General features: G+C 34.0%; 25 protein-coding genes, 1 tRNA gene and 2 pseudogenes. 1 reads left to right on the forward strand and 27 read right to left on the reverse strand.

Annotated elements, in window-relative coordinates; all coding sequences use genetic code 11:
* Positions 1 to 71: 71 nt before the first annotated feature.
* The 23 genes and pseudogenes from HMPREF0389_RS02375 to HMPREF0389_RS02485 form a co-directional block, all read right to left on the reverse strand.
* A complete protein-coding gene (locus HMPREF0389_RS02375) occupies positions 72 to 1,367 on the reverse strand; it encodes a type II restriction enzyme (protein ID WP_009525605.1) in 1,296 nt (431 codons plus the stop codon).
* 1 nt (position 1,368) lies between these two features.
* Complete coding sequence (locus HMPREF0389_RS02380; protein WP_009525604.1) at positions 1,369 to 2,223, reverse strand: DNA adenine methylase; 855 nt, start codon at positions 2,221 to 2,223, stop codon at positions 1,369 to 1,371.
* A gap of 13 nt (positions 2,224 to 2,236) precedes the next feature.
* Positions 2,237 to 2,449 (reverse strand): helix-turn-helix domain-containing protein, encoded by a 213-nt coding sequence (locus HMPREF0389_RS02385; protein WP_002694906.1) that lies wholly within the window; start codon positions 2,447 to 2,449, stop codon positions 2,237 to 2,239.
* A 97-nt stretch (positions 2,450 to 2,546) separates the two neighbouring features.
* The gene (locus tag HMPREF0389_RS02390) at positions 2,547 to 4,202 is read right to left on the reverse strand and encodes a recombinase family protein (protein WP_014262137.1); all 1,656 of its coding nucleotides are present in this window, start codon (positions 4,200 to 4,202) and stop codon (positions 2,547 to 2,549) included.
* Between the two features lie 54 nt (positions 4,203 to 4,256).
* Positions 4,257 to 4,814, reverse strand: a pseudogene (locus HMPREF0389_RS02395) (type IV secretory system conjugative DNA transfer family protein); the annotation flags it as partial.
* A gap of 21 nt (positions 4,815 to 4,835) precedes the next feature.
* Positions 4,836 to 5,321, reverse strand: coding sequence for a PcfB family protein (locus tag HMPREF0389_RS02400; protein ID WP_014262139.1), 486 nt, complete (start codon positions 5,319 to 5,321; stop codon positions 4,836 to 4,838).
* 4 nt (positions 5,322 to 5,325) lie between these two features.
* The gene (locus tag HMPREF0389_RS02405) at positions 5,326 to 6,180 is read right to left on the reverse strand and encodes an ATP-binding protein (protein WP_014262140.1); all 855 of its coding nucleotides are present in this window, start codon (positions 6,178 to 6,180) and stop codon (positions 5,326 to 5,328) included.
* 45 nt (positions 6,181 to 6,225) lie between these two features.
* The gene (locus tag HMPREF0389_RS02410; RefSeq protein ID WP_003037562.1) at positions 6,226 to 7,236 is read right to left on the reverse strand and encodes a replication initiator protein A; all 1,011 of its coding nucleotides are present in this window, start codon (positions 7,234 to 7,236) and stop codon (positions 6,226 to 6,228) included.
* 98 nt (positions 7,237 to 7,334) lie between these two features.
* Positions 7,335 to 8,204 carry a BRO-N domain-containing protein gene (locus HMPREF0389_RS02415; protein ID WP_003037566.1) on the reverse strand — a complete coding sequence of 290 codons (870 nt, stop codon included), beginning with the start codon at positions 8,202 to 8,204 and terminating at the stop codon, positions 7,335 to 7,337.
* Positions 8,205 to 8,303: 99 nt separating this feature from the next.
* Entirely contained in the window at positions 8,304 to 9,269 is a 966-nt protein-coding gene (locus tag HMPREF0389_RS02420) for a ParB N-terminal domain-containing protein (RefSeq protein ID WP_014262141.1), read from the reverse strand.
* Positions 9,262 to 10,041 (reverse strand): ParA family protein, encoded by a 780-nt coding sequence (locus HMPREF0389_RS02425; RefSeq protein ID WP_014262142.1) that lies wholly within the window; start codon positions 10,039 to 10,041, stop codon positions 9,262 to 9,264. The genes HMPREF0389_RS02420 and HMPREF0389_RS02425 overlap by 8 nt, the downstream gene beginning before the upstream one ends.
* A 151-nt stretch (positions 10,042 to 10,192) precedes the next feature.
* Positions 10,193 to 10,615 (reverse strand): annotated as a pseudogene (locus tag HMPREF0389_RS02430) (ATP-binding protein); the annotation flags it as partial.
* A complete protein-coding gene (locus HMPREF0389_RS02435; RefSeq protein ID WP_041250762.1) occupies positions 10,612 to 11,379 on the reverse strand; it encodes a replication initiator protein A in 768 nt (255 codons plus the stop codon). The pseudogene HMPREF0389_RS02430 and the gene HMPREF0389_RS02435, both read right to left, overlap by 4 nt.
* 83 nt (positions 11,380 to 11,462) lie before the next feature.
* Positions 11,463 to 11,744 (reverse strand): CD1845 family protein, encoded by a 282-nt coding sequence (locus HMPREF0389_RS02440; RefSeq protein ID WP_041250947.1) that lies wholly within the window; start codon positions 11,742 to 11,744, stop codon positions 11,463 to 11,465.
* A gap of 233 nt (positions 11,745 to 11,977) precedes the next feature.
* Positions 11,978 to 13,483, reverse strand: a complete 1,506-nt coding sequence (lysS, locus tag HMPREF0389_RS02445; protein ID WP_041250948.1) for a lysine--tRNA ligase — start codon at positions 13,481 to 13,483, stop codon at positions 11,978 to 11,980.
* A 20-nt stretch (positions 13,484 to 13,503) separates the two neighbouring features.
* A complete protein-coding gene (gene greA, locus HMPREF0389_RS02450) occupies positions 13,504 to 13,989 on the reverse strand; it encodes a transcription elongation factor GreA (protein ID WP_014262147.1) in 486 nt (161 codons plus the stop codon).
* 124 nt (positions 13,990 to 14,113) lie between these two features.
* Positions 14,114 to 15,073, reverse strand: a complete 960-nt coding sequence (gene dusB / locus HMPREF0389_RS02455; RefSeq protein WP_014262148.1) for a tRNA dihydrouridine synthase DusB — start codon at positions 15,071 to 15,073, stop codon at positions 14,114 to 14,116.
* Between the two features lie 12 nt (positions 15,074 to 15,085).
* Positions 15,086 to 15,856, reverse strand: coding sequence for a type III pantothenate kinase (locus HMPREF0389_RS02460; protein WP_014262149.1), 771 nt, complete (start codon positions 15,854 to 15,856; stop codon positions 15,086 to 15,088).
* A gap of 15 nt (positions 15,857 to 15,871) precedes the next feature.
* Positions 15,872 to 16,825, reverse strand: a complete 954-nt coding sequence (locus tag HMPREF0389_RS02465; protein WP_041250763.1) for a biotin--[acetyl-CoA-carboxylase] ligase — start codon at positions 16,823 to 16,825, stop codon at positions 15,872 to 15,874.
* A 55-nt stretch (positions 16,826 to 16,880) separates the two neighbouring features.
* Complete coding sequence (locus tag HMPREF0389_RS08700; RefSeq protein WP_014262151.1) at positions 16,881 to 17,240, reverse strand: LapA family protein; 360 nt, start codon at positions 17,238 to 17,240, stop codon at positions 16,881 to 16,883.
* Positions 17,241 to 17,263: 23 nt separating this feature from the next.
* Positions 17,264 to 17,653 carry a hypothetical protein gene (locus HMPREF0389_RS02475; RefSeq protein ID WP_014262152.1) on the reverse strand — a complete coding sequence of 130 codons (390 nt, stop codon included), beginning with the start codon at positions 17,651 to 17,653 and terminating at the stop codon, positions 17,264 to 17,266.
* A 203-nt stretch (positions 17,654 to 17,856) separates the two neighbouring features.
* Positions 17,857 to 17,932: transfer RNA gene (locus HMPREF0389_RS02480), tRNA-Thr, on the reverse strand.
* A gap of 118 nt (positions 17,933 to 18,050) precedes the next feature.
* Positions 18,051 to 18,746, reverse strand: a complete 696-nt coding sequence (locus HMPREF0389_RS02485) for a TMEM165/GDT1 family protein (protein WP_014262153.1) — start codon at positions 18,744 to 18,746, stop codon at positions 18,051 to 18,053.
* 304 nt (positions 18,747 to 19,050) lie between these two features.
* Between HMPREF0389_RS02485 and HMPREF0389_RS08705 the strand changes: the two genes are divergently transcribed.
* Positions 19,051 to 19,950: a hypothetical protein gene (locus tag HMPREF0389_RS08705; RefSeq protein WP_014262154.1), complete on the forward strand. Its 900-nt coding sequence runs from the start codon at positions 19,051 to 19,053 to the stop codon at positions 19,948 to 19,950.
* 67 nt (positions 19,951 to 20,017) lie between these two features.
* Here the strand turns inward: HMPREF0389_RS08705 and HMPREF0389_RS02495 are convergent, their stop codons facing one another.
* The 4 genes from HMPREF0389_RS02495 to nifS all read right to left on the reverse strand — a co-directional run bounded on the left by HMPREF0389_RS02495 (position 20,018) and on the right by nifS (position 26,563).
* Entirely contained in the window at positions 20,018 to 20,827 is an 810-nt protein-coding gene (locus HMPREF0389_RS02495) for an undecaprenyl-diphosphate phosphatase (protein ID WP_014262155.1), read from the reverse strand.
* A 266-nt stretch (positions 20,828 to 21,093) separates the two neighbouring features.
* The gene (gene nifJ / locus HMPREF0389_RS02500; RefSeq protein ID WP_041250764.1) at positions 21,094 to 24,636 is read right to left on the reverse strand and encodes a pyruvate:ferredoxin (flavodoxin) oxidoreductase; all 3,543 of its coding nucleotides are present in this window, start codon (positions 24,634 to 24,636) and stop codon (positions 21,094 to 21,096) included.
* Positions 24,637 to 24,947: 311 nt separating this feature from the next.
* Positions 24,948 to 25,376: a Fe-S cluster assembly scaffold protein NifU gene (gene nifU / locus HMPREF0389_RS02505; RefSeq protein ID WP_014262157.1), complete on the reverse strand. Its 429-nt coding sequence runs from the start codon at positions 25,374 to 25,376 to the stop codon at positions 24,948 to 24,950.
* Positions 25,376 to 26,563, reverse strand: coding sequence for a cysteine desulfurase NifS (gene nifS, locus HMPREF0389_RS02510; protein ID WP_014262158.1), 1,188 nt, complete (start codon positions 26,561 to 26,563; stop codon positions 25,376 to 25,378). Before nifS ends, nifU begins: the two co-directional genes overlap by 1 nt.
* Positions 26,564 to 26,572: the final 9 nt, after the last annotated feature.

The following is a 26,572-nucleotide window of genomic DNA, read 5'->3' on the forward strand; positions in this document are numbered from 1 at the left end:
AAAGAGATAACATTTCTGCTATCTCAACAATAAACTTCTGTCTGTACTACATAAAAATATGCTTTTAGGTTTTATATGTTTTGTAAATTAAATATCCATTTAAGCCATGAATAAACTGAACTGGAACGTCTAACTATCTGCCCCTCATTACACACATTATTTTCTCTCATAATATTTTGAATTTCTTCTTTTGTAGGTAACTCTCCACTATTATAAACTTTTATAAATAGCCTATTAAATATTTCATGTTCTAAAATCAAACTGACCAATTTTAATTGGCGTTCTTTATATCTAAGTTTTACTGTATCTTTTCCTAATTTGGATAATGAAACTTTTTTTACTATCTTTTCTTCGTCTTCAACATCTTTCTTTTCAAACAATCCAAGATACTTACCAGCATTGTAATAATAATCTGACTGTCTTAAATCAAATTCCATAGTTTCAGCAATTTCTTCTGTGGTTTTATTTTCTTCAAATAAAATCTCCATTAGTGATATAATTCTTTCAAAAGAATTAGCCTGTATAAAAGGAATATTAGTGTTATTTTGATTATCATCATAAATAACTTTTACATCCGAATACACATCATAAAGTTCATTTAAAGCAATGTCTGTATCTTGTAAAGAATAATTTTTAGATTTAACTAATCTTATTGATGAATAGTTGTCTTTATCTTCAAACACATATTCAAATAGTCTATATATCTGATTTGAATAAATAGAAAAAACGAGTCTAATAGGCTTGACAACTTTACTTGCCCACAATCTATACGGATAATAAAGCTGTCTGATGTGAAAATCCGGATGAACAACATTTTTTGCTTCTAAAATAACAACGGAATTATTATTTTCCATTCCTCCATCAATTTCACATTGTGCATTTTTTACGTCAACTTTAAAAGAACTCCCTCTATGTCTATCTACACGAAAACTGAAAATTCCTGTTCCCATTCTTCCATTAAATGTGGCAACATTATCATCTTCATCTAAAAAATCATCTAATATTTTTGAAAGCATTAAAACATTAATCGCATTCGCCTCCGATGATATATTACCAATATCAATAGTTTCATATTCTGGAATTTCAACTTTTTGCATTTCTGTTATATGTTCCCCTAATTCAGGAATTGGTTCATACAACTTAAAATCACTTAAAACATATCCGTTTCTACTAATTGGCAAAATATTAATATTGTGCTTTTTAAAAATACTGGGCAAATTTTCAGAACTGTCCCACTTCGCCATTAATCGTGGTTCCTTAAATTCTTTTATTTGATTGGCAGTAATGAAAAACGCACCCTCGCTCTGAATTTTATTGAGAATATCATATTTTTCAAAAAGTTTACTCCAAGCTTCATTCACATTCATTTTAATCATAATTCCTTACTAATACTTCATTTATTTCTCCACGTTTATTACCATTACTATTTATTGAACGCTTTGCTTTTACAGTAATAATTTCATAATCTTTATACAATTCTCTAATGAAAGGGTGATCTGAATTTGATAATAAAAATTTTACTCCTTTAGAGTTTAATTTATCGCACTCTTCTTTAAGTTCAATTTGTTGTTTCGTATCAAATCCATTTTCTGTATAACCTGTAAAAGAAGATGAGGATGAAATCGGCATGTATGGTGGATCAAAATATACAAATGCACCTTTCCTTAAATTTTTTAAGGAGTTTTTATAATCTCCATTCATTATCTTTATATTGTTTTCATTAAAATACTTCGACATAGCTAATACAACGGGCATATTAACTATATTAGGATTTTTGTATTTACCATAAGGAGAATTAAATTGACCTGCTTGGTTTACTCTAAATAAACCATTGTAACACGTTTTGTTCAAATAAATAATTCTTGCAGCTTTCTCAATGTCATTTATTTCCCCATATTTTTCATTTCTGTCTAATGCCCTAACTTCATAAAAATATTCCTCTGAATTAAGTCGCTCATGATTTTCTAAAGCTAAAATTAATTCATTAGGTTTCTCTTTAATTACTTTATAAATATTTATAAGCTCACTATTAAAATCATTTATAATTGCCTTTTTAGGCTGAATATCAAATATGACCGCTCCTCCACCTACAAAAGGCTCAACATAAGTAGAAAATGTCTTTGGAATAAGCGGAACTATATCACTTAATAATTGTCTTTTGCCACCAACCCACTTTACTACAGGAGAAAGAACAATATTCTTTTTTCTTGAATTTTTAGTCATAGTCCTATCCTCCTTATCTTTTATCACTTGCACAGAACTGAAATACATCATTGGGGGTACATTCTAAAGCTTCGCATATACGGCTAATATTCGCCATTGAAACATATTTGTTGTTACCCATATTAGCAACACAATTCTCTGAAATGTTTGCTATCTCAATCAAGTCTTTTTTCTTCATTTTTTTATCTTCTAAAATCTTCCAAAGCGGTTGATAAGATACATTCATTTTATACCTCCAAATATAATTTATTATAACAAAAAACTTGCAAAATCGCAAGTTTTAAGTATATCTCAAATGATTACTTCCATAAAAATTATATACATTATTTTTCACTTTGTGGTACTTGACAGTTGCCTATAAAGTTAAAGTAAACATCAACTTGTTGTTTTCTGTCTTTGCCTTGTCTTCCCCCTGTCGCTTCATGGACTACTACTTTTTCTATATACTCATTTATCATTGGTACTGTCAGTTCCTCAATATCGGTATATTTTTCTATCATTTTTAGGAATTTGTCGGTATCAACTTTTCTCTGATGATAGCTTTCAATTTCCTGTTCAAAATACTGTATTTGTTTTTCTAAATCTTGTTGCTCCGTATCATAGGTATTGAATAATCTATCAAAGTGTTTTACTGGAATTTTCCCAAGTGCATGGTCTTCATATAGCTTTGTAATAAGGGTTGTTAGTTCTTCATTTCTTGATGACAGTTTTTCTAACTTTTCTTTATCTCCTTGATACTTTTCTTCTCTTTTTTCGTCGGATAACTTGTTCATTACGTTTAGAAATTCTTGCTTTTCTTCTTTGGCAAAGTTGGTTATCTCTTTGATGGATTTTAGGAGAATTTCATTGACCGTTTTTACTTTGATGTAGTGCATACTGCAAGTGCCTTTTCTGTGTCTGTAATGTTGACATACAAAACAATAATCACAATCGTATTTCTTTTCTTTATGTTCTGCCGGCTCTCTGTAACTTAATTTTCCTCCACAATCTGAACAGATTAAAAGTCCTGTAAAGGGGTGTGAGGTTGTTCCGTACTTTGGACTTCTTCTTACTGTTTTTCTTAATCTTTGTGCATTGTTCCATGTTTCTTCGTCAATGATGGCTTCGTGAGTATTTTTGAAGATAATGAGTTCATCTTCTTTTGCCTTTCTGCGTTTCTTAGTTTTGTAATCAAGGCATATTGTTTTACCAAGTACGGTGTGTCCCATATATTCTCTTTTTTCTAAGATATAACCTACTGTGGTCGGTGTCCAAAAATATGGGTCTTCTATTCCTCTTTTCTTTGAGCTATGGTTATTTTCAGGATAATGGATTTCTGCATAGGCTGATGGGATAAGGACTTTATCTTTGGTTAGTATATCTGCTATCTGTGTTACTCCATATCCCTCTATTACAAGCCTATAAATGCGTTTTACGACCTTTGCACTCTCTTTATCGACAAGTAGTTCCTGTTTGTTCTTAGGGTTTCTGTAATACCCGTATGGAACGCTTGGTGATACTCTTTTACCCTCTTCCATTCTTGCTCTGAAGATAGATTGTATTTTTCTTGAGGTATCTCTTGCATACCATTCGTTCATAATATTTAGAAATGGGGTAAAGTCGCTTTCTGCTTGTTTTTCACTATCTATTCCGTTATTGATAGCGATAAACCTCACTCCCTTTTCTTTGAACAGTATTTCGGTGTAAAAGCCTACTTTGAGGTAATCTCTGCCAAACCTGCTCATATCTTTTACTATCACAGTAGATACTTTGTTTTCTTCTACTGCTTTTATCATCTTTTGAAATCCCTCTCTATCAAAGGTCGTTCCGCTTACTCCATCATCGGTATAGTGATAGATATTTACAAAACCGTTTCTTTTCGCATAGCTTTCAAGCAGCTGTTTTTGATTGGTGATGGAATTGCTTTCTCCTTGCATTTCGTCATCACGACTTAAACGCTCATAAAGTGCCGTTTGTCCTGTTCTTTTCGTATTTGACATGAGAATTACCTCCTTTCCAAGTTTTTATTATTTTCTCTGTCCCTAAGAGGTTAATCCTTTTGGATCCGTTACAACATAGGATGAGTGCATTTGCATCAAATTGGGTTTTAAGAAAAATCGGGTCTTTCCACTTCCGGATCCTCCTACTACAAGCACATTTTTATTACGGGCAAATTTAGGATTTTTCGGTCTTGAATTCATAGTCAATCGTTCCGTATTGGTCAATAAAATATTATTATCAAACCTTTCATCCAAGTACGGTTCGATGTCTTTCGGACCACCCCATCTTGCCGAACCGTATTCTACTCCTTGGCGAAATTTCTTTGCATTTTTCTTTTTTTGATAAACAATAAGCCAAATAACTGCTGAAAAACAAATACCTGCAAATAAGTCATCTATATGAAATGATGGCAGATAAGACAGTGTTCCTATATCAGATAAAGCTACTATCATCTTATCTACATAATCACCACCTACATAACTGTTTATATGCCTTGAAAATATATTCGCCAGATAAAAGAAAAAGAGATAAGGTAAGTTTTTAATTACAAACTTTTTCTTATCTCTTATGTGAAATATATTTTTTATATCCTTTAGTACTTCTTTTACAATCTTCGTCTTTACCACTCCTTCCTACAAACTCTGCTCCTTATGCTTTTCTTTGATTTTATCTCTTTGGGGCGTGTTTTTCACTTTCTCTTTAAAGTGATTTAGCTTGTCTATTACAGATTCTCTTTTCTTATTCTTTCTTGCAAATTTTGCTACTGCTTCTTTAAATGCCTGTTCCATTACCTTTTCATCTTTTGCCTGAAAAAATACTATCTTATTTCCTGTAGTTAAATCTTTTTTTATGCTGAATTTCACGCCACTTTTATTTAGTTCTCTTTTTAAGTTTTTTAAGTCCACATCATTTAATTCTAAGGTTTCCACTTTGCCTTTTTTTACTAAATCTTTTACTGTAGTAGGCTTTTGTTTGCCGATGAAATCCTTCAATCCGTTTTTCTCTTTTTCTGCCTTGTTAAGTATCATTTTCATCAGTTTTATTACTTCTCTTGCCGTTAGATGAATTGCCCTTTTTTTTACTGCAATCACTTGTCTTGTTACTTCTTCATTGATCAATATATCACCTACTTTCCATCAAAATTAAATTAGCTGTCATTGCCTTTTCCCTCATGGTTTTTATTCTATGATTTTCCCCATTGAAGATAATAGGTGTTGCCATTTCGAGAAGTCTGGAATAGATTCTCTTTTCTTTTAAATCTGTTGTGTTCATCAGATGAGAGATTGATAAATTTGTTGTAACAATAATAGGCTTATTTGCCCTATATCTGCTGTCTATGATGTTAAAGATATGTTCTAGGGCAAAAGATGTATCTCTTTGTATTCCAAAATCATCTATAATCAAAAGTCTATTACTGTTTAGATTTTTGATATACATATTTTTATCTATCTGTAGATTCATCATATCGTTTAATATCACTCCGAAGTTTGTCATTCTAACAGAGATTCCTTTTTCTATCAGGGCATTTGCAATAGAGGATGCCAAATATGTTTTTCCGGTTCCTACCGCCCCTGTCAATATAAGTCCTATATTTTCTTTTTCCATATCCTCAAAATGCTTTACATAATTTAAGCCTGCCTGTTTATGCTCCAAACTTCCATCTTCTTGTTCAAAAGTTTGTTTATACATAAGATCATCATCAAATGCCATACTTTTGAGTCTATTTATACGTATACTATGTTCAAATTCTTCCATTTCTTTTCGTTCTTTTTCCATCTCTTTGCTTCTACAATCACAATTTTTAGGTATTTTTCTTAAGACACCACCGACATTTGCCATCTGTTGCTTGGCTGTATGGCATTTTCCACAATAGACAAGTCCATCTTCACTATTTACATAATCTCCATTTTCCTCATTTAGCATATTCTTTTCCATATTTTCAAATACCTTATCAAAAAGTTCTCTTGTAGTTTCCATTCTCGATCCTCTCTTTCACTAAATTTTATTTTTTAAGCCTTTCAATCATTTTCCCTTTAAAAAATCTTGCCATATTCTTTCATCATCAGCATAATTTCCTAGATTTCCTGTGTTTGTTGACTGTTTATTGTAATAAATAATGTTTATAGGAGCATTGTAGATAATGGATAGTAGATATGCTCTAAAATGTGTAATCTTAGATGTATTTTCTTTTAGAACTGACAATACATACTCTATATGCTCTTTTTTGATTTCTAATAACCTTCCCCTAATTTTTTCATAACTTATCCAAGTCTGATTTATTTTCAAATCTCTTTTATTTTCAACTGCCTCTACCATAATTTCTACGATAAAATCTATAGTTTCTTTTGTAGGGCTATCTCTATCCATAAAATCTAAATATGAAATATTTTGCTTGATTATTTTTTCTACTTGACCTCCTTCCTCTTTTTCCAATTTTCTCTTATGTGCAGTTTTATCTATGGAGGTGGTCTTACTAATATCAGGTTCACTCTTTTTAGTTTTATTTATATTAGTCTTATTACAGTTTGTTTTTGAAACTTCTTGAGGTTTGTTTTCTAAATTTCTTGAAGTTTGTTTTTCAAACTTCTGTAAGTTTGCTTTTGAAACTTCTTGAAATTTAACATTTAAACTTCTATCTTCACTAGTTTCTTCTTCTGCCGTCCTATTTTCTTCTTTTGTTTCTACAAGAAAACTTTTAACATAGATTATGTTCGGTTTTCCAAGCCCTCTTCTTTTCTTTTCTATCAGTCCGAAATCTTGTATTTCTTTCATAATATTGATTGCCTTGTTTCTGCCTATATTCATAGTTTCTTCTATTTCATCTATGGTAAATATGATGAATACTTTATTTTCTTCATCTAACCACCCATTTTTCATAGATAAGCTCATTCTATCGAGCAAAATAGCATACAGAACTTTTGCATCGCTACTTAATGTTTTAAAAATGCTGTCTGTATATAAAATTTTAGGTATTTTAAAGAAGGAGTATTGATCTGCTTCTTTTCCGTAATAATAGCTAAATTTAATATTCATAACTTCCTCCTTCCTGTATTTTTATTTGTTTTAGCAACAAAAAAAGAGATAACTTCTTTGCTATCTCTTTGAAAATTTCTTAATTTTAGTTGTTATCTTTACTCTTTTTTATCTTCAGAATTTGTATTTTCTATTATAGGGTCTTTTACAACATCTTCTATAAGTTTTGACATATCTACTGCATTTTTGGAAGTGATAACCGGTTTTCCGGTTTCTTTCTCAATTTCCTTTCTTGCATTGCCCGCTATACTGCCTCCTCTTTTTGCAACTTTTCTATTTTCTTCTAATCCTTTAGGATTGGTCGTTTTGGTAAGTTCTGTTGTCGTGGCTTCTGCAAGCATATTGAGAACTACTTCAAGGGTAGTCATATTATCCCTTAAATTCTCCTTTTTCAGTCCTTTTAGATTTTTGTATCCTCTTGTTGTCATTCCGGACCATGCTTTAGTGATTTCATCGGTAAGGATTGCATATTCAATTCCTTTTTCAATCCCATGATCCTCCCAAGCATCCGTAAGTTCCTTTCTTACTTGAATAGCTTGTAATCTTTGATTTATCCACTCTCTTGAATAGCCCTTCTTCAAATATGTTTCTAAGGCTCTGTCAATAGTAAGTTCCGGATCAACAATTTCATCAATTCGCTCTTTTCCTACTTCCGCAAGCCATAATTTGAAAGGCTCTGCCTTTGGGGATGGAATGGACTGAATAATACGGAAAATATCTTTCATGTTTCCCGCCAATATTTTTCTTTTTTTGCCACTTGATGATTTCATTTCTACCTGGGGACAATTTGTCCCTATGTAGAAAGCTAACTGTTCATCACGTTTTCTCATCTTCTTGAGATAATCTGTTGGATTTTTACTTTCTGACAAGACTCCAACTACATCGACTACTGAAAAATACCATTCTTCTTTTTCTTCATCCCAAACGGAGCGTATTTCTTTATTTTCATATAGTTTTATTTCATCCATTACATCTACCTCTTTTATATATTATCCTGTTAAATAATCTCTTTTTTTACCCTTTTAGCACCTTATATTATACCTTAAATTTATAATCTTGTCTTTCTGCTAACGGAGATACTCTTTAAAATAAATTTCCAGTGCTTTTTCTATAATCTCTTCTGCTTCTTCTTTCGCTTTATCTTGAAAGAATTTTTGATAAATACTCTGAGATAACTTGATATTCTGATACTCTTTCATCTTCGGTTTTTTCAAATTCAGCAAGTATGTTGTAATCATCTCTTTATTCAGCTCTTCTTGTCTGTTCATCAAATGAAGTGCTTTAGTATCGCTTGATTTTAAGGTTAATTCCAATTCTTCACACTGCTGATACAGATAATCCTGTATCTCTTTGGAAAGATAGGATAAATCTACTGCCATTGTCAGTCCTATTTTTTCGTTATCAACATCTTGTTTCCAAGAATTAGACAATTCATTTAATCTTAAATATCTTGCAATAGATGCCCCCGAAAGATGATATTCTTTTCCGAGTGATTTTCTGCTGTTTGTTTTGTCTTCCGCTTTGCTTTCCTTTTCTATAATACCCCTATCTAAATTGTTTATCTCTTTTTGTAAATCGTTCCTCTTGCCCTGACTTGCTATTTTTTCATATCGCACTTTAAGGACAAGAGCTTTTTCGGTTGGCAACAAATCGGAGAAAGAACGCTGCATAAGATTGGTTTCAATTACATAAGTATAGGCTTCTTCTTCCGAAAGATTTTCTTTTATGATGCAAGGAATACTCTTTATTTTTGCAATTCTGGCTGCATTAACCCGATTATGTCCGGAGAGTATTTCATAAGCTCCATCTTCTTTTTTAAGTACGATGATTGGACTAAGTATTCCGTTTTCTCTTATACTATCTACCATATCCTCCAATCTCTTTCCGGTGTATAGGGTAAATGGATGGTCGTGGTAAGCTTCCAGCAAGTCAATTTCTATATCCTGTATATCCCCCTGTTCCAAGACACCTACACCATCAAGCAAAATATCGACCGCATCGGTTATTTCTCTTTTCACAAGTTTTTTACTCATAGCAGATCTCCTTTGCCAGATTGTCATATGCGATATCCACACTGCTGCCTTTTGCATATTTTTTTATACTTTGACCGCTGTATATGGCTTCTCCAACCTTTACCGTTTTGGGGATTTTGGTTTGAAATACCTCTATCTTTCCTTGATACATTTCTTCCACCTGCTGAGTAAGAAGTTTTGAAAGATTTGTCCTGTTATCGCACATGGTAAGCAAAATACCTTTTATCGTTAGACTTGCGTTGACTCTCTTTTTAATTTTTTGAATAGTTTTTAAAAGCTCACTGATTCCGACGATTGCAAACAACTGTGTATCTGCTGTAATAAGCACACTGTCCGATGCACAAAGGGCATTGATGGTCAAGATATTCAGCGATGGAGAAGTATCTATCAGGATGTAATCATACTGCTCACGCATAGGTTCAAGGATGCTTGATAGGATTCGTTCACTTCCGGTTTCTGATTTCATCTGCGTTTCTGTAACGGACAGATAAATGCTTGAAGGGATAAGATCTATGTCATCATAGGATAGGATATACTCCTCTACCGAGTAGTTTTCCTCTTCCTCTAATTCCGCCATTAACAGATGTCCTATGGTGTCTGCAAGTTCATTGGTATTTTCTATGCCAAAGCATCTTGTGAGATTCGCTTGCGGATCAAGGTCAATGACGAATACTTTTTTGCCGAGTTCTTTTAATGAATACGCAAGGTTTAATGTTGTGGTTGTTTTTCCAACTCCACCTTTTCGATTGGCAACGGTGATAATTTCTGCCATAGTATGCCTCCTTCTTCTCTATACAGAGATTTCATTTTATGCTATACTTTTATACAAATTTTGAGTATAAAAAATGATGACAGTCTATCCATCATCAAAGTTTAAAAGTTTTGTGGAAGCCTTTAACCCTTGATTTTTCTTGGATTTATTGTACTGTCATCATTATAGCATTATCCCCGCTTCCTACCGAACCGTAAAAGAGAAGTCCTATATTTTCTTTTTTCATCTCCTCATACTCTTTTACAAAGTTTTTTGCAATGGTAAGGCTCTGATTTTCTTCTCCCTGATAGTTTTCAAAGGTGTATGTCCACTGAATAAGGGAGGCAAAGCAACTTCTTTTTAATCGATCAATCTCCATCTGCTTTTCTCTTGCCTTTTGTTTGGCTTTTCTGTCTCTGTCGCACTTGCAGGAAACTTTGTAGATTCTCTTTTTACCAAGCATTTCCAAGGCTTTTCCATCTTTTCTTTCATGACAGTTCTTGCAATAGGCGTGTCCGTCTTTGATATATTCTTTTTCCGGATCGTAGGAATACTCGGTATCCTCAATCATTATTTTTTCCATCTCACTCATCATAAATGCTCTCCTTTGTCATATTCTTCCCATGTCGGGATATTTGATGTTTTATCCGCTTTCTTAGTTCCCTGATCCTTATAAAACCATGAAAGGATTGTTGCCTTATGGTCTTTATAGGTCTTTCCGGTACTTTTGCTGTATGAAGACAGTCTTTCGATATAGTTATCAAGCTGCCCGTTCATCGTGATTTGCAATTCTGATACATCTTCAGCGGTTAAAAACACATTTTGAAATGTGCCGAGCTTCATAAAATCTCTCTTGCTATACTCACTCTTATTATTATCTATATAGTTAGGGTAAAGAGTTTTTACTTCCTGAAGTTCATTTTCTTTACTTCTGAGGTCAATATTTTTTACTTCTGAAGTAAAAGTTTTTAACTTCAAGAGGTCAGTTTCTTTTACTTCCGATATACTCATAAAATCTTTTACATAAATGATGTTCGGCTTTCCAAGTCCAAGTCTTACTCTTTCAATCAGTCCAATGCCTTTTTTGACATCAAGTTCATCCAATATTTTTATTGCCGTAGGCTTTGAGAGATTTCTTCTTTTCATAATTTCTTCGACTGTGAAGTAGATGAATACTCTGCCTTCTTTGTCTATCCAGTTATTCTTAAAGGACATTCCTGTCCGTTTCAAAAGCATAGAATAGAGTATGATTGCTTCGGCAGACAGCCCTCTAAATTCTTCTCCATCAACCAAAATCTCCGGCACTTTTAGAAAGTTAAATCGCTCTGCCTCTCTGTTATAGAAATAGTCAAAGTCCATAATTCCTCCTTCCTTGATTTTTTCGCAAAGAAAAAGACGATAGTTTTTTCTATCGCCTCCCATAACAATTTTTATGAAATTTTTTATATTGATTTTATGGCTTCATTGATTCCTTGTATAAAAGCTATGATTGCCGCTCCAATCATCGGTATTCCGTAAGGACTTAACAAGAAACCCAATATCAACGCTTCAATGCCTATTGCAAAGTTCTTTTGAAACAATGATACAACCCCAACAACGACACACATAAGCATAAGCAAATATAGGATTGCTGTTCCTACGCTAAGCAAGAATGTCAGAAATGCAGTGAGAATACTTAGCGATAGGCTAATTGGAAACAAGATTATTTTTATTATCCATTTCATTTTAATCACCTCAAGAAATTTTTTAAGGTTTGAAAAAGCGGTATGAATGAATCCATACCGCTTTAGCATTACTTTTTTGACCATGAATTCGCTTTTACTTGGCGTAGGTGTAATCACCTCAATAACGAAAATTCAAGTGATTTTATCAGACAAACAACCCATTATTCCATACTATCAAGTATTATTCGTGTCAAAAATGTTGTCTTTTTGTTGTCTTTTTGATTCACGAAGTCCTACAAGTCTTGATTTTCCTCATCTTTTTTGCCTATGGGCTTCATTGTCGGGAACAAGATAACATCACGAATAGAAGATGCATTTGTCAATAGCATAATTACACGATCTACTCCGATTCCCAATCCTCCTGTCGGTGGCAAGCCTACTTCGATTGCATTTAAGAAATCTTCATCCATTTCATGTGCTTCATCATCACCAAGCTCTTTTTGTCTCATTTGATCTTCAAAACGTTGTCTTTGATCTACGGGATCATTCAACTCTGAAAATGCATTAGCAATTTCCCAACGGTTTGCAAAAGCTTCAAATCTGTGAGTCAATCTTGTATCCAACGGATCTCTTTTTGACAATGGGGAAATTTCTACCGGATGTCCTGTTACAAAAGTCGGCTGAACCATATGTTCTTCACAGAACTCTTCAAAGAACAAACTGATAATATGTCCTCTTGTCATTGTTGCAGGAGTTAATTCAATTCCTTTTTCTTTCGCAATAGCAATTGCTTCTTCATCTGTATCTATCTTATTGAAATCTACACCTACATATTCTTTGACTGCATCGATCATTGAGATTCTTCTCCATGGAGGCGTAAAATCAATTTCTGTTCCTTGATAGTCAACTACCATGCTTCCTGTAGATTTCTCTGCCATATATGACACAATACCTTCAGTCAATCTCATAATCTCTTCATAATCTACGTATGCTTGATAGATTTCAATCGCTGTATATTCCGGATTGTGGTTAATGTCCATTCCTTCATTTCTGAACATTCTTCCCATTTCATATACTTTTTCAAATCCACCTACAATCAATCGTTTTAAATACAATTCATTTGCAATTCTCATATACATTTCCAAATTCAATGTATTATGATGTGTTTTAAATGGTCTTGCATTGGCACCACCTGCAATCGTACTCAAGATTGGCGTATCTACTTCCAAGAACCCTCTGTTATCTAAGTACTCTTTCAATGCCTTAATTGCTTTGCTTCGCTTGATAAAACTTTCTTTCACTTCAGGATTTACAATCAAATCTACATATCTTTGGCGATATCTAAGATCCGGATCTTTCAGTCCTGCATGTTTGTCAGGCAATGGATGTAAAGATTTTGTCAACAAAGTAACTTCTTTTGCCTTTACTGTAATTTCACCCTTATGTGTTCTAAATACAGTTCCTGTCACACCTATAATATCTCCGATATCATATGTTTTGAAATCTGTATAGGATTCTTCTCCTACTACATCTTGTCGTACATATACTTGAATTCTTCCTTCAGAATCTTGAATCGTCAAGAATGATGCTTTTCCATGTCCTCTAATCAACATAATTCTTCCTGCAATGGATACATCTTTTTCTTCCAACTCTTCAAATTTATCTATGATATCTACACTGTGATGTGTATAGTCAAATTTTTCATTAACAAAAGGATCTCTTCCCTTTTCTTGCAGCTGTATTAACTTTTCCAAACGAATTTTTGTAAATTCACTCATAGGGGTTTGATTTTGTTCCATAGTATGTTCCCTTCCTCTCATTATCTTCTGACTTCTAAAATTTTAATATTTACAACTCCATTTGGGACTTGAACTTCAATACTCTCTCCTTCTCTACGACCCATCAAAGCTTTTCCGATAGGGGCTTCATTAGAAATTTTAGAAGAAGACGGATCTGATTCTGCAGAACCGACAATGGTATACTCTTCTATCTCTCCCTCATAGTCAAGTTTTACCCAAGAACCAATATTTACTACATCATGCTCTAACTTGCTCTCATCCACAATGACTGCTGTACGAAGAATATTTTCTAATTTTGAAATACGTTCCTCTAATTGTGCTTGCTCATTTTTCGCTTCATCATACTCAGCGTTTTCTGAAATATCCCCGAATGATAGTGCTACTTTGATTCTTTCTGCAACTTCTAATCTTCTCGTTGCCTTGAGATACTCTAATTCTTCTTCAATCTTTTGGTATCCCGATTGGGTAATTAGGGCTTCTTCATTACTTAAAATATCTTGGGTCATATCCTTTTCCTTCCTTTTATCTATTATTATTCAAAATCATCACACAAATAATATTGTTTGATTTTGTTTTATTTTTCTGAACAATAAAGCAAATTATCTTTTTAATTGTATCGAATTCACCGATTTATGTCAAGTGCTCAAAATACTCTGTCAATAGCTTTTGTGCTGTCTGTATATCTGTAGTTTGATTGATTTCGTTTCTTACTTTTGCCGCCATCGGCAATCCTTTAATGTACCATCCAATATGTTTTCGCATCTCACGAACAGCTTTATCTATACCTTTGTATTCCGCTTCCAATTCATAATGTTCTTTCACAATATCATATATCTCTTGAAAAGGAACATTTTCTTTCTTAGGCCCGTTTCTTACCAAAGAATTAAAAAGAAACGGGTTCCCTTGTGCTCCCCTCCCTATCATTACTGCATCTACAGAAGATAACTTCACTCGCTCTTCAAAGGTCTCCTGATCTTTGATGTCACCGTTTCCAATGACAGGAATGTACAAGGCTTTTTTTATCTCTTTTACAATATTCCAATCTGCCACACCTGAATAGAATTCTTCTCTTGTTCTCCCATGAACTGTCACCGCATCAGCTCCAGCTTCTTGCATTTGTTTTGCAAACTCCAACGCATTCACTTGCGTGCTGTCCCAACCTTTTCGAAATTTCACGGTTACAGGAAGAATTGTATTTTGTTTTGCTGTTTCCACTATTTTTTGTGCAAGTTCCGGCTTTTTCATCAGCGCAGAGCCATCTCCGTTTTTCACAACCTTTGGTGCAGGACAACCCATGTTGATATCAATCAAAACAAATCGACTCAATTGTTCTATTTTACGAACTGCTTCCGCAATGAATTCCGGCTCATTTCCAAAGATTTGGATTGCTACATCACCTTCATCAGGATGAACCTGCATCATCTTCCATGTGTTTTCATCTCCGTAACACAAAGCCTTTGCATTAATCATCTCTGTGTAAGTTAATACGGCTCCATACCTATGACACATTAAACGGAACGGAAAATCGTTAATACCTGCCATGGGAGCCAAAAAGATATTTCCTTTTGTTTCATAATTACCTATCTTCATCTCATCACTCGCTTATTCGCTCACATTTTTATGGTAGATAATTCTCAGCCCTTCTAATGTCAAATTTTTGTCTACATAATCCACTTCTTCCATATTTGCACAAATCAAAGAAGCCAAACCTCCGGTTGCAACTACAGTAGCATTATCCCCGACTTCTTTTTTCATCTGTTGTACAATATTTTTTACCAAACCGACATAACCGAAAAAAATACCTGCCTGCATGGCTGATACAGTCGTTTTTCCAATAACCGCTCTCGGCTCAACTATCTCAACTTTCGGAAGTTTGGATGCACGATCGAACAATGCTTGAGAAGAAATCTTTATTCCCGGAGAAATTGCTCCGCCTAAGTACTCTTTTTTGGAATTAACTGCACAAAATGTGGTTGCTGTTCCAAAATCAATAATAACTAATGGTGCACCATATTTTTCAATCCCTGCCACTGCGTTTACAATTCTGTCTGCACCAACTTCCTGAGGATTTTCATACTTGATATTCATCCCCGTTTTCACTCCGGGACCTACAATAATCGGTGTTGACTTACAATAACGAATTACAAAACTTTCTAATGCATGCATCACATCGGGTACTACTGACGATATAATAACATCTTTAATCTCTGATAATTCATAACCGTTCATCACAAAAATTTCTTTAATTACAACCCCATATTCATCTGATGTTTTGGACTTATTGGTGCCCATCCGAAAGGTCATCACCAATTTTCTGCCTTTATAAGCTCCGAATACAATATTTGTATTTCCAACATCTATTACTAAAAGCATAGTCTTAATTCTCCTCTATTTTTTTAAGATAGTTACTTCTCCTGAATTCAATGCAATGTCGTTCTGATTTGACAATCGAACCACCAAATTTCCACTTTCTTCCAATCCTACTACTGTACCTTTTTGCTCTACAGCATCTTTTAAGAAACAAATTTCTTTCCCCATCAAATAGGATTTTTCTCTTAGAACCCTTAATGCTTCTTCTCTGTCTCCTTGCTCAAATTTTTTGTATAAAATTCCGAATTCGGAGAATAGTTTCAGAAGAAATGTGATTTCATTAATTTGATAACCGGCTTCTGATAGCGATATTGCTATCTCCTTTAATTCTTTAGGAAAACCATTTGATATGTTGATTCCGATTCCAATGATAATTTTATTATATCCTTCCATATCAGTGACCATTTCTGTCAAAATCCCACACAACTTTTTATCATGCAAAAAGATATCGTTCGGCCATTTAATTTCAGTGTCTATCCCTAAAGATAAAAGTGCCCTGTTTACAGCTACAGCTGCTAAAGAAGTGATAAAAGATACTTCTTGCATATTCATTGTATTTCTCATCATAAAAGAGAAATATAATCCTCCCTCTTCACTCAAAAACTCTCTTGTTCTTCTTCCTCTTCCCTTAGTTTGAAGCGTAGAGACTACCAAAGTATGGTCCGGAAACTCTTCTCTGTTATATTTCAAAAAGTCATTTGTAGAATCTATACTGGAAAAAAACAAAATATTTTTTACAAAATCCTGCTTTTTAAAACAATAATATATGGTATCTTCGTTTAACTGCATCCCTACAGATTTCAAGATATATCCTTTTTTCGTAGCAGATTCAATTTCAAATCCGGAATTTCGTAATTCTTTAATATACTTCCATACATTCGCTCTGGTCATATTCAACTGTTCTGCCATTTCTTCACCGGATATAAAATAATCTTCTTTCTGACAAAGTAAATCAATAATTTCTCGTTTCATAACTGTGATGCACACCCTTTTTTCAAATTTAATACAACACTATTTTTAAGCTAAATCATTTTTCAAGAATCTCATGATGTTCAGTTTTTTCTAATTCTTTTAGTCTTTTTTCCAACTCGTTGATATTTAATTTCAGCTCAGCATTTTCTTTTTCAAGAGACATTACACTCACTTGTGCACTTTGCTTTTCATTGTTCGCTTGTTTAATATCTCTGCTATACCTCCAACTCTTCACCACCGAAAGTCCAAGACCAATCAAAACTCCCATTACAGCGGTCAACACAATCACTAAGGCTTGAGATATTTCCAATTTCCACAGCAAAAATCTAATCACAACACTCATAGAATTTTGCACTGCGAACGCTGACACAAAGATAATAGCTAACAACAAAGAAATTGTTTTCATGTTTTTCATGCATTCATCCTCCATTTATATTGTTATCGAACTCGATCATAATCATGATACGCTCGAAAAGAAATATGTTTTTTGACTCTTTCACCATCTTTTGACTCTACTGTCTGATATTCTGTAGAATATAAAGGAATCATACCTATCTCTAATGCACAGCGAATCATGTAGAATTCCATTCCCTTATCACCATCAAAATAAACATATTTAATACCCTCTTTTTTCTTCTCTATCAAAAATTCCACCAACGGTTTCAAATCTTTTACATCTAAGGTTCCCATCGGATTGACATTTGTCCAACGTTTATATAATTGCAAAGGTAAGGGTTGGATTTTGTAAATACCAAAATAATACTTTAATTCCTCTAATTGCTGAGATGTAAATTGCGTTGCGGAAAATACGACAATTGTTTCATTCAAAATCGCTCACCTCGTTAGTTTCATCATTACTTAATTTTTTATTTCATTATAGCATAGCCTTTCCGATAATTGTAATATGTAAGTACATAAAAATTGAATCATTGCAGACAATCATCTTTTCATAAAGTATGCTATCAAAAACAAAATTGTCAAAGAAACTACATTCCTTTGACAATGGTAATCTTATCTCGAAAATTTTTATATGGAGCTACCGACGGGATTTGAACCTGCGACCTGCTGATTACGAATCAGCTGCTCTACCAACTGAGCTACGGTAGCTTATATTTATCGCAAAATAAGGTTTTTCCAAAAAATTTCTTCTGTTTGTAGTATATCAAACTTTATAAATGTTGAATAGTGTATTTACAAATTTTTCTCTAATCATCAAACAGAACCATTATTTTATTACATGGTTATCTTCACAACCCATGTTTTTTCTTCTATACTCTCTGTAAAGAAAAAACAGCACCGTAAAAACAGTAATTCCAACAATCAAAAATGTAACTTCCTTACCAAGGATATCACTTACATAAAGTTTTATGATACTCCCCAATCCAAATATCAAAAAGATACCCGATGATAGAAGCGATATGCATGACGAATTAATGCGTGAAGAAAAAGTTTTTCCTGCCAAAATTCCAACTGAACTGACAAGTACCATTCCGATACTGCTTCCCAATAAAGTCAAGATAGGATGAATCGTGCGCAATCCTAATGTCATTGTAGTCAACTGTGTTTTATCACCTAATTCTCCAACGAAAAAACACATTGCTATTGTCGCTATGATTCCAAAATTTGTAGATCTGTAACATGCGCCTGCTTCGTCAGGTTTCTTATCTGTGTTCAAAGAAATCAATCCAAATACAATAAACAGTATTGACGAAACCATTTGTAGATATTGCATAGAAGAAAATTTAGAAACGATATGAGCGAACAAAATCGCAAGTCCATGATTTAAAAATGCCCCTAAAAGAACACCTATCAATACTGTACGGTAATGATATTGTGTCGATAATGCAAATGCTAATAACTGCGTTTTATCTCCCATTTCCGCAACAAAAATAAGAACCACAGCAGATAAAAAATCCTTCATATGTTTCTCTCCCCATATTTATTCATCATAACCCCAAATTTTTCTCTTATACATAAAAAATGAGACTTATCCAATATGATGATATACTGTCATATTGAAAGTCTCGCAAATAAACCATTGATACAACCAGAGCAATTTGCTCAGTATGTTGACTGCATCCCATTCGAACAACAAACCAAATGGTGCTACTCCCCTTCACTGTTCCTTGTATAAAAAAACGATATATGCTATATTTTATATTACGAAGACTATAGCACATTATCGATTAAAAATCAATTGAAAATATCATTTTAAGGTGATCTTATTGAACGCATATCAAAATCCTTTCACAATTTCCGATAATATTGGAAATAATGAATTTTCTCATTCTTTGAGAACACGAAAAAAAATTGAAATCAGCAAATTGGAAGAGACTTCTCTATTCCTATTTGAAGAAAGCAAACATATTGCATTTTGTGAATTTGATAAAGAAAAAAACAAAGATTGTTGTATGAACGGAATCTATCCTTTCGTATATGATACCAAATACAATGCCTATCTGTTTGACAATCACAATCATGCATTTTATTTTATTTATCATCACTACTTACATGGAGCAAAATGGGACACTTTAATCCATGTCGATCAACACAAGGATAGTAGAATCCCTAAATTATCTTTTCTGGAATTCCAATCCTACTGTAAATCATTTTTTCAAAACAATCGAATAGAAATGATTGTTCCAGTTGATGCACACCGTGTGCTTTTTGAAAAAATCATCTTTGAAGTTGCCGGAGCTATGTTGAAAAAACCATACCATATTTCATCATCAAGCAAAACACTCTATTTCCCGGAGTTTGAACTTGAAATTCCATCTTCTCCGATAGAACAGGATGACTTTATTGCATGGATCTATACAAACTTTGTACTGAATGTAGGAAATTTTATTCCACCATTATTAAAAACAAATATTTTTAAATCTTACTACTGCGTAGATTCCAGTTATACACTGGAACAAATTGCTTCTGTCGACTTGTCCGATATGGTACTGGATTTAGACCTTGACTTTTTTTCAAAAGATATGGACTATATCCCGTTCAAAAAGAAAAAAAACATTGTAAAGGAACTAATCCAAAAATCAAAACTTATTACCATTGCAACAAGTCCGTATTTTATTGAATTAAACGATTGCAAAAAAGTCCTTCATGAATTGTTTCAAGACTAAAAAATCCGGAATACTGTTTTTTGAATCAGAAAACAATATCTCGGATTTTTAATACAACTTATTATATTTAATGAAAAAAAGAAAAGATAAGTACTAATATTCCAAGCACAATACGATAGTATCCAAAAAATTGAAAATCATGTTTTTTGATATAAGACATTAATTTTTGAATTACTAAAATTGCCACAATGTAAGATATTACACTTCCAAATAATACCAAAAACCATTGAAACAAATCAAAATGCAACCCCACTTTTAAAACCTTCAACATAGTAGCACCAAGCATTGTCGGAATTGCCAAAAAGAACGAAAACTCTGCTGCCGTCGTTCGAGAACACCCTAATATCATTGCACCGATAATAGTCGCTGCTGAGCGAGATGTTCCCGGAATCATTGCCAAGCATTGAAACAAACCAATCATAAAGGCTGTTTTGCAAGAAATATCATGTACCGTATTAAATTGAAACACAGATTTGCTCTTCTTCTCAAGAATGATAATTCCTATCCCCCAAAATACCAACATGACTGCTACAGAAATGGGATTAAATAAATACTTATCTATCAAATCATCAAATAACAATCCCAATACAATTGCAGGCATAACACCTATAATCACTTTTTTCCATAGTGAAACAGCACTCTTCTTTTGTTCTGCGTTTTTTTCTTTTGAAAAAGGATTCAGTTCCTTGAAATAAATTGTAACGACAGATAAAATTGCACCAAACTGGATAATTACATCAAATGCATTCGAAAAATTCTCCGGTGAAAGTGAAAAAAATTGATGTACCAATATCAAGTGCCCCGTACTGCTAATCGGAAGAAATTCCGTAACTCCTTCCACAATTCCCAAAATAAATACTTTCAAAAATTCAATCATACTCTAAATTCCTCTCTGATATATACTATCATTCAGTCGCTATTCAAAAACTCTCTTATTGACAAATTACTCATTTATCAAAAATAATAGTCTTTTTTTCTAAAAAATAGATACTGTTACATTTATTTTCGTACGAATTTTTCAACAATGACTATCTTACTATAAAACATGTAGAAATTCCATCCTATTTTGATATATCACATAAAAAAACAGACCCTCTCTCCATATACAGAAAAAAGGACCTGTTGTTCATATCTCACCAACATCTATTCTATAGACATTGATGCCAATTTTTTGTACTTTTTGTATTTTTCTTTTGCAGCTTCTTCTGCTCTTGCATAAAGTTCTTCTGCAATGGCAGGAAATTCTGTTTTTAAAGAGGTATACCTGACTTGTTTGTCCAAAAATTCTCTAAAACTTGCAGTAGGTTCTTTTGAATCTAAAACAAACGGATTCTTTCCTTGCGTTTTTAATAACGGATTGTATCGATACAGATGCCAATAGCCACATTCTACTGCTTCTTTGATATTTTGTTGTGTTTTTCCCATTCCATCTTTTAATCCATGGTTGATACATGGAGCATATGCAATAATTAAAGCCGGGCCATCATACGCTTCTGCTTCTTTCAACGCTTTAACGAACTGCCCTTTGTCTGCTCCTATTCCTACTTGTGCCACATAAACATATCCATACGCCGTTGCAATCATTCCTAAATCTTTTTTGTTGATTCTTTTTCCTGAGGCAGCAAATTTAGCTACTGCTCCAATCGGAGTTGCTTTGGAAGATTGTCCTCCCGTATTGGAATAAACTTCTGTATCAAACACTAAGATATTTACATTTTCTCCCGATGCAATCACATGGTCTAAACCGCCATAACCGATATCATATGCCCATCCGTCTCCACCGAAAATCCATACAGATTTATCAACGAGGTATTCTTTTTGTTTCAAAACAACATCAACCAACACTTTTTCTTCTGCACTGTAGTTTTCTTCTGATAGTAATTTTATCATTTCTTTACTGAACAGTTTCTCTTGCTCTGCATTTCCTATCACATTCAGGTAATCTTCTATTGTGTCTCTTAATTTTTCGTGAGAAGTCAGTTCCTTTAGTAAAGATAATTTCTGTTGTAATTCTTTTCGAATTGCCTTAACTGCTATTCGAATTCCCAATCCATATTCTGCATTATCTTCAAACAAGGAGTTTGCCCACGCCGGTCCATGTCCTTCCATATTAGCGGTATATACAGAAGCCGGAGATGATGCTCCCCAGATAGAAGAACATCCTGTTGCATTTGCAATTACCATGCGTTCCCCAAATAATTGCGTTACTACTTTGGCGTAAGGAGTTTCTCCGCAACCTGCACAAGCACCTGAAAACTCTAACAACGGTTGTGCAAATTGACTTCCCTTGACGGACATGCGATCCATAACATTCTCTTTGTATCCGACATTTTCATGTAAATTCATAAAAATATCATGTTCCTGTATATGGTCATCGATGGATTCCATCACCAACGCTTTCTTCCCTTTTTTGCCCGGACAGACATCGGCACAATTACCACATCCTGTACAATCCAACGGAGAGATTTGAATTCGATAACGATATCCTTCTAATCCTTTTCCATTTGCAGGAATTCCTTTTGCACCATATCTCTTGGTTTCTTCTTCTGTCATCAAAAATGGACGAATTACGGCATGTGGGCATACAAAAGAACATTGATTGCACTGTACACAGTTCTCAGGATTCCAACAAGGAACTTTTACTGCGATTCCTCTTTTTTCATATTGAGAAGTTCCGGCAGGGATTTTCCCTTCCTCTATCCCGACAAAAGCGGATACAGGGATGTCATTACCTTGTAATGCTGTAACCGGTCTAAGGATATTTTTAATATAATCAGGTTCTTCTTTGTGTTCAATGGCTGTTTCATCTTCAGCAATATGATTCCAACTTTCAGGAATAATAACTTGATGTAAAGCTTCTTGACCTTTGTCAATTGCCATACAATTGATTTGAACAATGTCTTCTCCCTTTTTAGCATATGTTTGTTGGATAGCTTCTTTCAAATATTGATTCGCTTGTTCCACCGGGATAACCTTTGTCAATTCGAAGAAAACTGCTTGCATAATCATATTGATATGATTACCTAACCCCAACTCCTGACCAATCTTAACAGCATCTACTGTATAAAATTGAATATTTTTTTCTGCAAGATATTTTTTCATCTTATGTGGAAGTTTGGTGTCTAATTCTTCATCTGACCATTGTGTATTTAATACAAAGGTTCCACCATTCCGTAATCCTTTCAACAAGTCATATCTTGTGACATATGACTGATTATGACAAGCAATAAAATCTGCCTGATCTATTAAATAAGTGGAACGAATCGGTTGTTTCCCAAATCTTAAGTGAGATACCGTGATGCCACCGGACTTCTTGGAATCATAATCAAAATATCCCTGCGCATATAAGTCTGTATTATCACCTATAATCTTAATTGCCGCCTTATTTGCTCCGACTGTACCGTCAGAACCCAACCCCCAAAACTTACATCTCATGGTTCCTTTAGAAGAAGTATCTATAAGTTCTTCCACAGGTAAAGATAGGTGTGTAACGTCATCTATGATAGATAATGTAAAATGATTTTTAGGTTGTCCTTTTTGCATATTTGTAAACACCGACAAAAGATGGGACGGAGTTGTATCTTTAGACCCCAATCCGTATCGTCCACCCAAGATAACGGGTTTATGTTCTTTTCCATAAAACATATTTAATACGTCCAAATGCAACGGTTCAGCTGAAGCTCCTACCTCTTTCGTACGATCCAATACAGTAATTGCTTTTACTGTCTTTGGCATAACATCAAAAAAGTATTTTTCAGAAAAAGGACGATATAGATGAACTTTGATAAGTCCTGTTTTTTGTCCTCTTTCATTGAGGTAATCTACCGTCTCTTCCAGTGCCTCTGTTACAGAACCCATTGCTACCACAATATATTCCGCATCGGCTGCTCCATAATAATTAAACGGTTTATACTGTCTGCCTGTCTCTTTTGAAATCTCTTTCATATATTCATTTACAATATCCGGAATTGCATCATAAAATCGATTGATAGATTCTCTGTTTTGGAAGAAAATATCAGGATTTTGTGCCGACCCTTTTGTATAAGGTCTCTCCGGATTTAATGATTTTTTACGAAAACGGAGCAGAGATTTCTTATCTAACAATCTCTCAAACACTTCATAATCTATTTGTTCTATTTTTTGAATTTCATGAGAAGTTCTAAATCCATCAAAAAAATGTAAAAAAGGGATACTCGACTTAATAGATGCCAAGTGTGCAACTCCTGCTAAATCCATCACTTCTTGAACAGAACCTGTTGCCAATAGCGCAAAGCCGGTCTGTCGGACCGACATAACATCTGTTTGGTCTCCAAAAATAGACAATGCATGACTTGCAATTGCTCTTGCAGACACATGAAATACTCCCGGCAACAACTCTCCTGCAATCTTATACATATTTGGAATCATAAGCAACAACCCTTGTGAAGCTGTATAGGTTGTTGTTAATGCACCTGCGCTTAAAGAGCCGTGTAAAGCGCCTGCAGCACCTGCTTCTGATTGCATTTCCACCACTTTCACCGGTTCACCAAACAAATTCTTTTTTTCATTTGCAGACCACTCATCTACAAGTTCCGCCATAGTTGAAGACGGTGTAATCGGATAAATACAAGCTACCTCTGAAAATGCATAAGAACAATATGCCGCAGCTGTATTCCCATCCATTGTTTTCATTATTTTCTTTGACATAATAACCCTCCCCCATTCTATGATGCAATAAAAAAGATACTATCCTCATAAAAAGATATTCTTCTTTTCAGACCACTCAAATTTACCCTATACAATCAAATCTGAAAATATTGATATCCACAGCAATCTATCAAAAATTGATTATTACTTTTTAAATTTCTACCCAAATTTCAAAATAATATCTATAAAGACATCAATTGATAATAACATTTTTTTCTCTGAAATCCAATAAAAAATAGAAAGAATACTCATGACTCTTTCTATTTCTATTTCACATGCATCAAATTCAACGATTTCTTTTATATTTTTTGTTATTCATGATCATGTTCATGGTCTTCCAATACACGATCTGTAATTCCCGGAATTTCCAAATTGTTTTTCTTAGCATAATCTTGCAGTGCTGCGACAACTGCCTCTTCCGCTAATACACTGCAGTGCATTTTTACAGGCGGCAACCCATCCAAAGCTTCTGCTACTGCTTTATTTGTAACTTCTAACACCTCATCAATTGTTTTCCCTTTAATCATTTCTGTTGCCATACTGGAACTGGCAATAGCAGAACCACATCCGTATGTCTTAAATTTTACATCTTCAATTCGATTGTCTTTAATTTTCAGGTACATACGCATAATATCTCCACACTTTGCGTTACCTACTTCCCCAATTCCGTCAGCATCCGGAATTTCTCCAACATTTCTTGGATTATTAAAATGGTCCATTACTTTTTCTGTATATAACATTATTCGTTTTCCCCCTTCAAAACCTCATCATATAATGGTGACATATTGCGAAGCCGCTGTACAATAACTGCCAATTCCTCTACTACATAATCTACTTCTTCTTCTGTGTTAAAATCGGATAAGCTCAATCTTAGCGAACCGTGTGCAATCTCATGTTTTAACCCCAATGCCATCAACACATGAGAAGGATCTAAAGAACCGGAAGTACAAGCAGAACCGCTGGAACCTGCAATTCCTTTCATATCCAGACTCAAAAGCAGAGCCTCACCTTCAATATATTTGAAACAGAAACTTGCAAGTCCCGGAAGTCTATGTTCCAAACTTCCTGTAACAAGTGTATATGGTATTTTTTGTGTAACCTTTTCTATCAATCTGTCTCTCAACTTGGTGCAATGAGCGATATGGTTTTCCATATGTTGTTTTGCAATTTCACAAGCTTTCCCTAATCCGACAATGCCCGGAACATTCTCTGTCCCTGCTCTTCTCTTTCTCTCCTGTGCTCCACCATGAATAAGGTTAGGAAGTATTAGTCCCTTTCTGATATATAGCACACCTATTCCCTTTGGTGCATGAATCTTATGTCCTGACATAGATAGCATATCAATATTCAACTTATGAACATCAATATCCACATTCCCAATCGCTTGTACTGCATCTGTATGAAACAAAATCTTACGTTCTTTTGCAATTTTTCCGATTTCTTCAATTGGTTGTATCGTTCCAATTTCATTGTTTGCAAACATAACAGAAATCAAAATTGTTTGATCGGTAATAGATTTTTTTAATTGTTCTAAATCTACCACTCCATATTCATCTACATCTAAATAAGTTACTTCATATCCTTGTTTTTCAAGATATTCACAAGTGTGTAAAATCGCATGGTGTTCTATCTTAGTTGTAATAATATGATTTCCTTTTTTTCTGTACTTCTCAGCAACACCTTTCAGTGCCCAGTTATCAGATTCACTCCCTCCGGCTGTAAAATAAATTTCGTCCAAAGAAGCATTCAATAGGCTTGCTACCTGCATTCTTGCTTTATCCACATAGACCTTGGCAATTTGTCCTACTTGATGAATGCTGGACGGATTACCGTAGATTTCTGTGAAAATAGGCATCATTTGATCTAATACCTCTTGTTTTACAGCTGTTGTAGCTGAGTTATCCATATACACATACTTTCTATCCATTAAACTGTT

The organism is Filifactor alocis ATCC 35896 (assembly GCF_000163895.2).
Classification (GTDB): domain Bacteria; phylum Bacillota; class Clostridia; order Peptostreptococcales; family Filifactoraceae; genus Filifactor; species Filifactor alocis.

Coding starts and splice junctions, on each gene's coding strand:
- HMPREF0389_RS02375 (WP_009525605.1), bottom strand. CDS start 1,367: ATGAATGTGAATGAAGCTTGGAGTAAACTTTTTGAAAAATATGATATT.
- HMPREF0389_RS02380 (WP_009525604.1), bottom strand. CDS start 2,223: ATGACTAAAAATTCAAGAAAAAAGAATATTGTTCTTTCTCCTGTAGTA.
- HMPREF0389_RS02385 (WP_002694906.1), bottom strand. CDS start 2,449: ATGAATGTATCTTATCAACCGCTTTGGAAGATTTTAGAAGATAAAAAA.
- HMPREF0389_RS02390 (WP_014262137.1), bottom strand. CDS start 4,202: ATGTCAAATACGAAAAGAACAGGACAAACGGCACTTTATGAGCGTTTA.
- HMPREF0389_RS02405 (WP_014262140.1), bottom strand. CDS start 6,180: ATGGAAACTACAAGAGAACTTTTTGATAAGGTATTTGAAAATATGGAA.
- HMPREF0389_RS02410 (WP_003037562.1), bottom strand. CDS start 7,236: ATGAATATTAAATTTAGCTATTATTACGGAAAAGAAGCAGATCAATAC.
- HMPREF0389_RS02415 (WP_003037566.1), bottom strand. CDS start 8,204: ATGGATGAAATAAAACTATATGAAAATAAAGAAATACGCTCCGTTTGG.
- HMPREF0389_RS02420 (WP_014262141.1), bottom strand. CDS start 9,269: ATGAGTAAAAAACTTGTGAAAAGAGAAATAACCGATGCGGTCGATATT.
- HMPREF0389_RS02425 (WP_014262142.1), bottom strand. CDS start 10,041: ATGGCAGAAATTATCACCGTTGCCAATCGAAAAGGTGGAGTTGGAAAA.
- HMPREF0389_RS02435 (WP_041250762.1), bottom strand. CDS start 11,379: ATGGACTTTGACTATTTCTATAACAGAGAGGCAGAGCGATTTAACTTT.
- HMPREF0389_RS02440 (WP_041250947.1), bottom strand. CDS start 11,744: ATGAAATGGATAATAAAAATAATCTTGTTTCCAATTAGCCTATCGCTA.
- lysS (WP_041250948.1), bottom strand. CDS start 13,483: ATGGAACAAAATCAAACCCCTATGAGTGAATTTACAAAAATTCGTTTG.
- greA (WP_014262147.1), bottom strand. CDS start 13,989: ATGACCCAAGATATTTTAAGTAATGAAGAAGCCCTAATTACCCAATCG.
- dusB (WP_014262148.1), bottom strand. CDS start 15,073: ATGAAGATAGGTAATTATGAAACAAAAGGAAATATCTTTTTGGCTCCC.
- HMPREF0389_RS02460 (WP_014262149.1), bottom strand. CDS start 15,856: ATGCTTTTAGTAATAGATGTTGGAAATACAAATATTGTATTCGGAGCT.
- HMPREF0389_RS02465 (WP_041250763.1), bottom strand. CDS start 16,825: ATGAAACGAGAAATTATTGATTTACTTTGTCAGAAAGAAGATTATTTT.
- HMPREF0389_RS08700 (WP_014262151.1), bottom strand. CDS start 17,240: ATGAAAAACATGAAAACAATTTCTTTGTTGTTAGCTATTATCTTTGTG.
- HMPREF0389_RS02485 (WP_014262153.1), bottom strand. CDS start 18,746: ATGAAGGATTTTTTATCTGCTGTGGTTCTTATTTTTGTTGCGGAAATG.
- HMPREF0389_RS02495 (WP_014262155.1), bottom strand. CDS start 20,827: ATGATTGAATTTTTGAAAGTATTTATTTTGGGAATTGTGGAAGGAGTT.
- nifJ (WP_041250764.1), bottom strand. CDS start 24,636: ATGTCAAAGAAAATAATGAAAACAATGGATGGGAATACAGCTGCGGCA.
- nifU (WP_014262157.1), bottom strand. CDS start 25,376: ATGTTATATACAGAAAAAGTAATGGACCATTTTAATAATCCAAGAAAT.
- nifS (WP_014262158.1), bottom strand. CDS start 26,563: ATGGATAGAAAGTATGTGTATATGGATAACTCAGCTACAACAGCTGTA.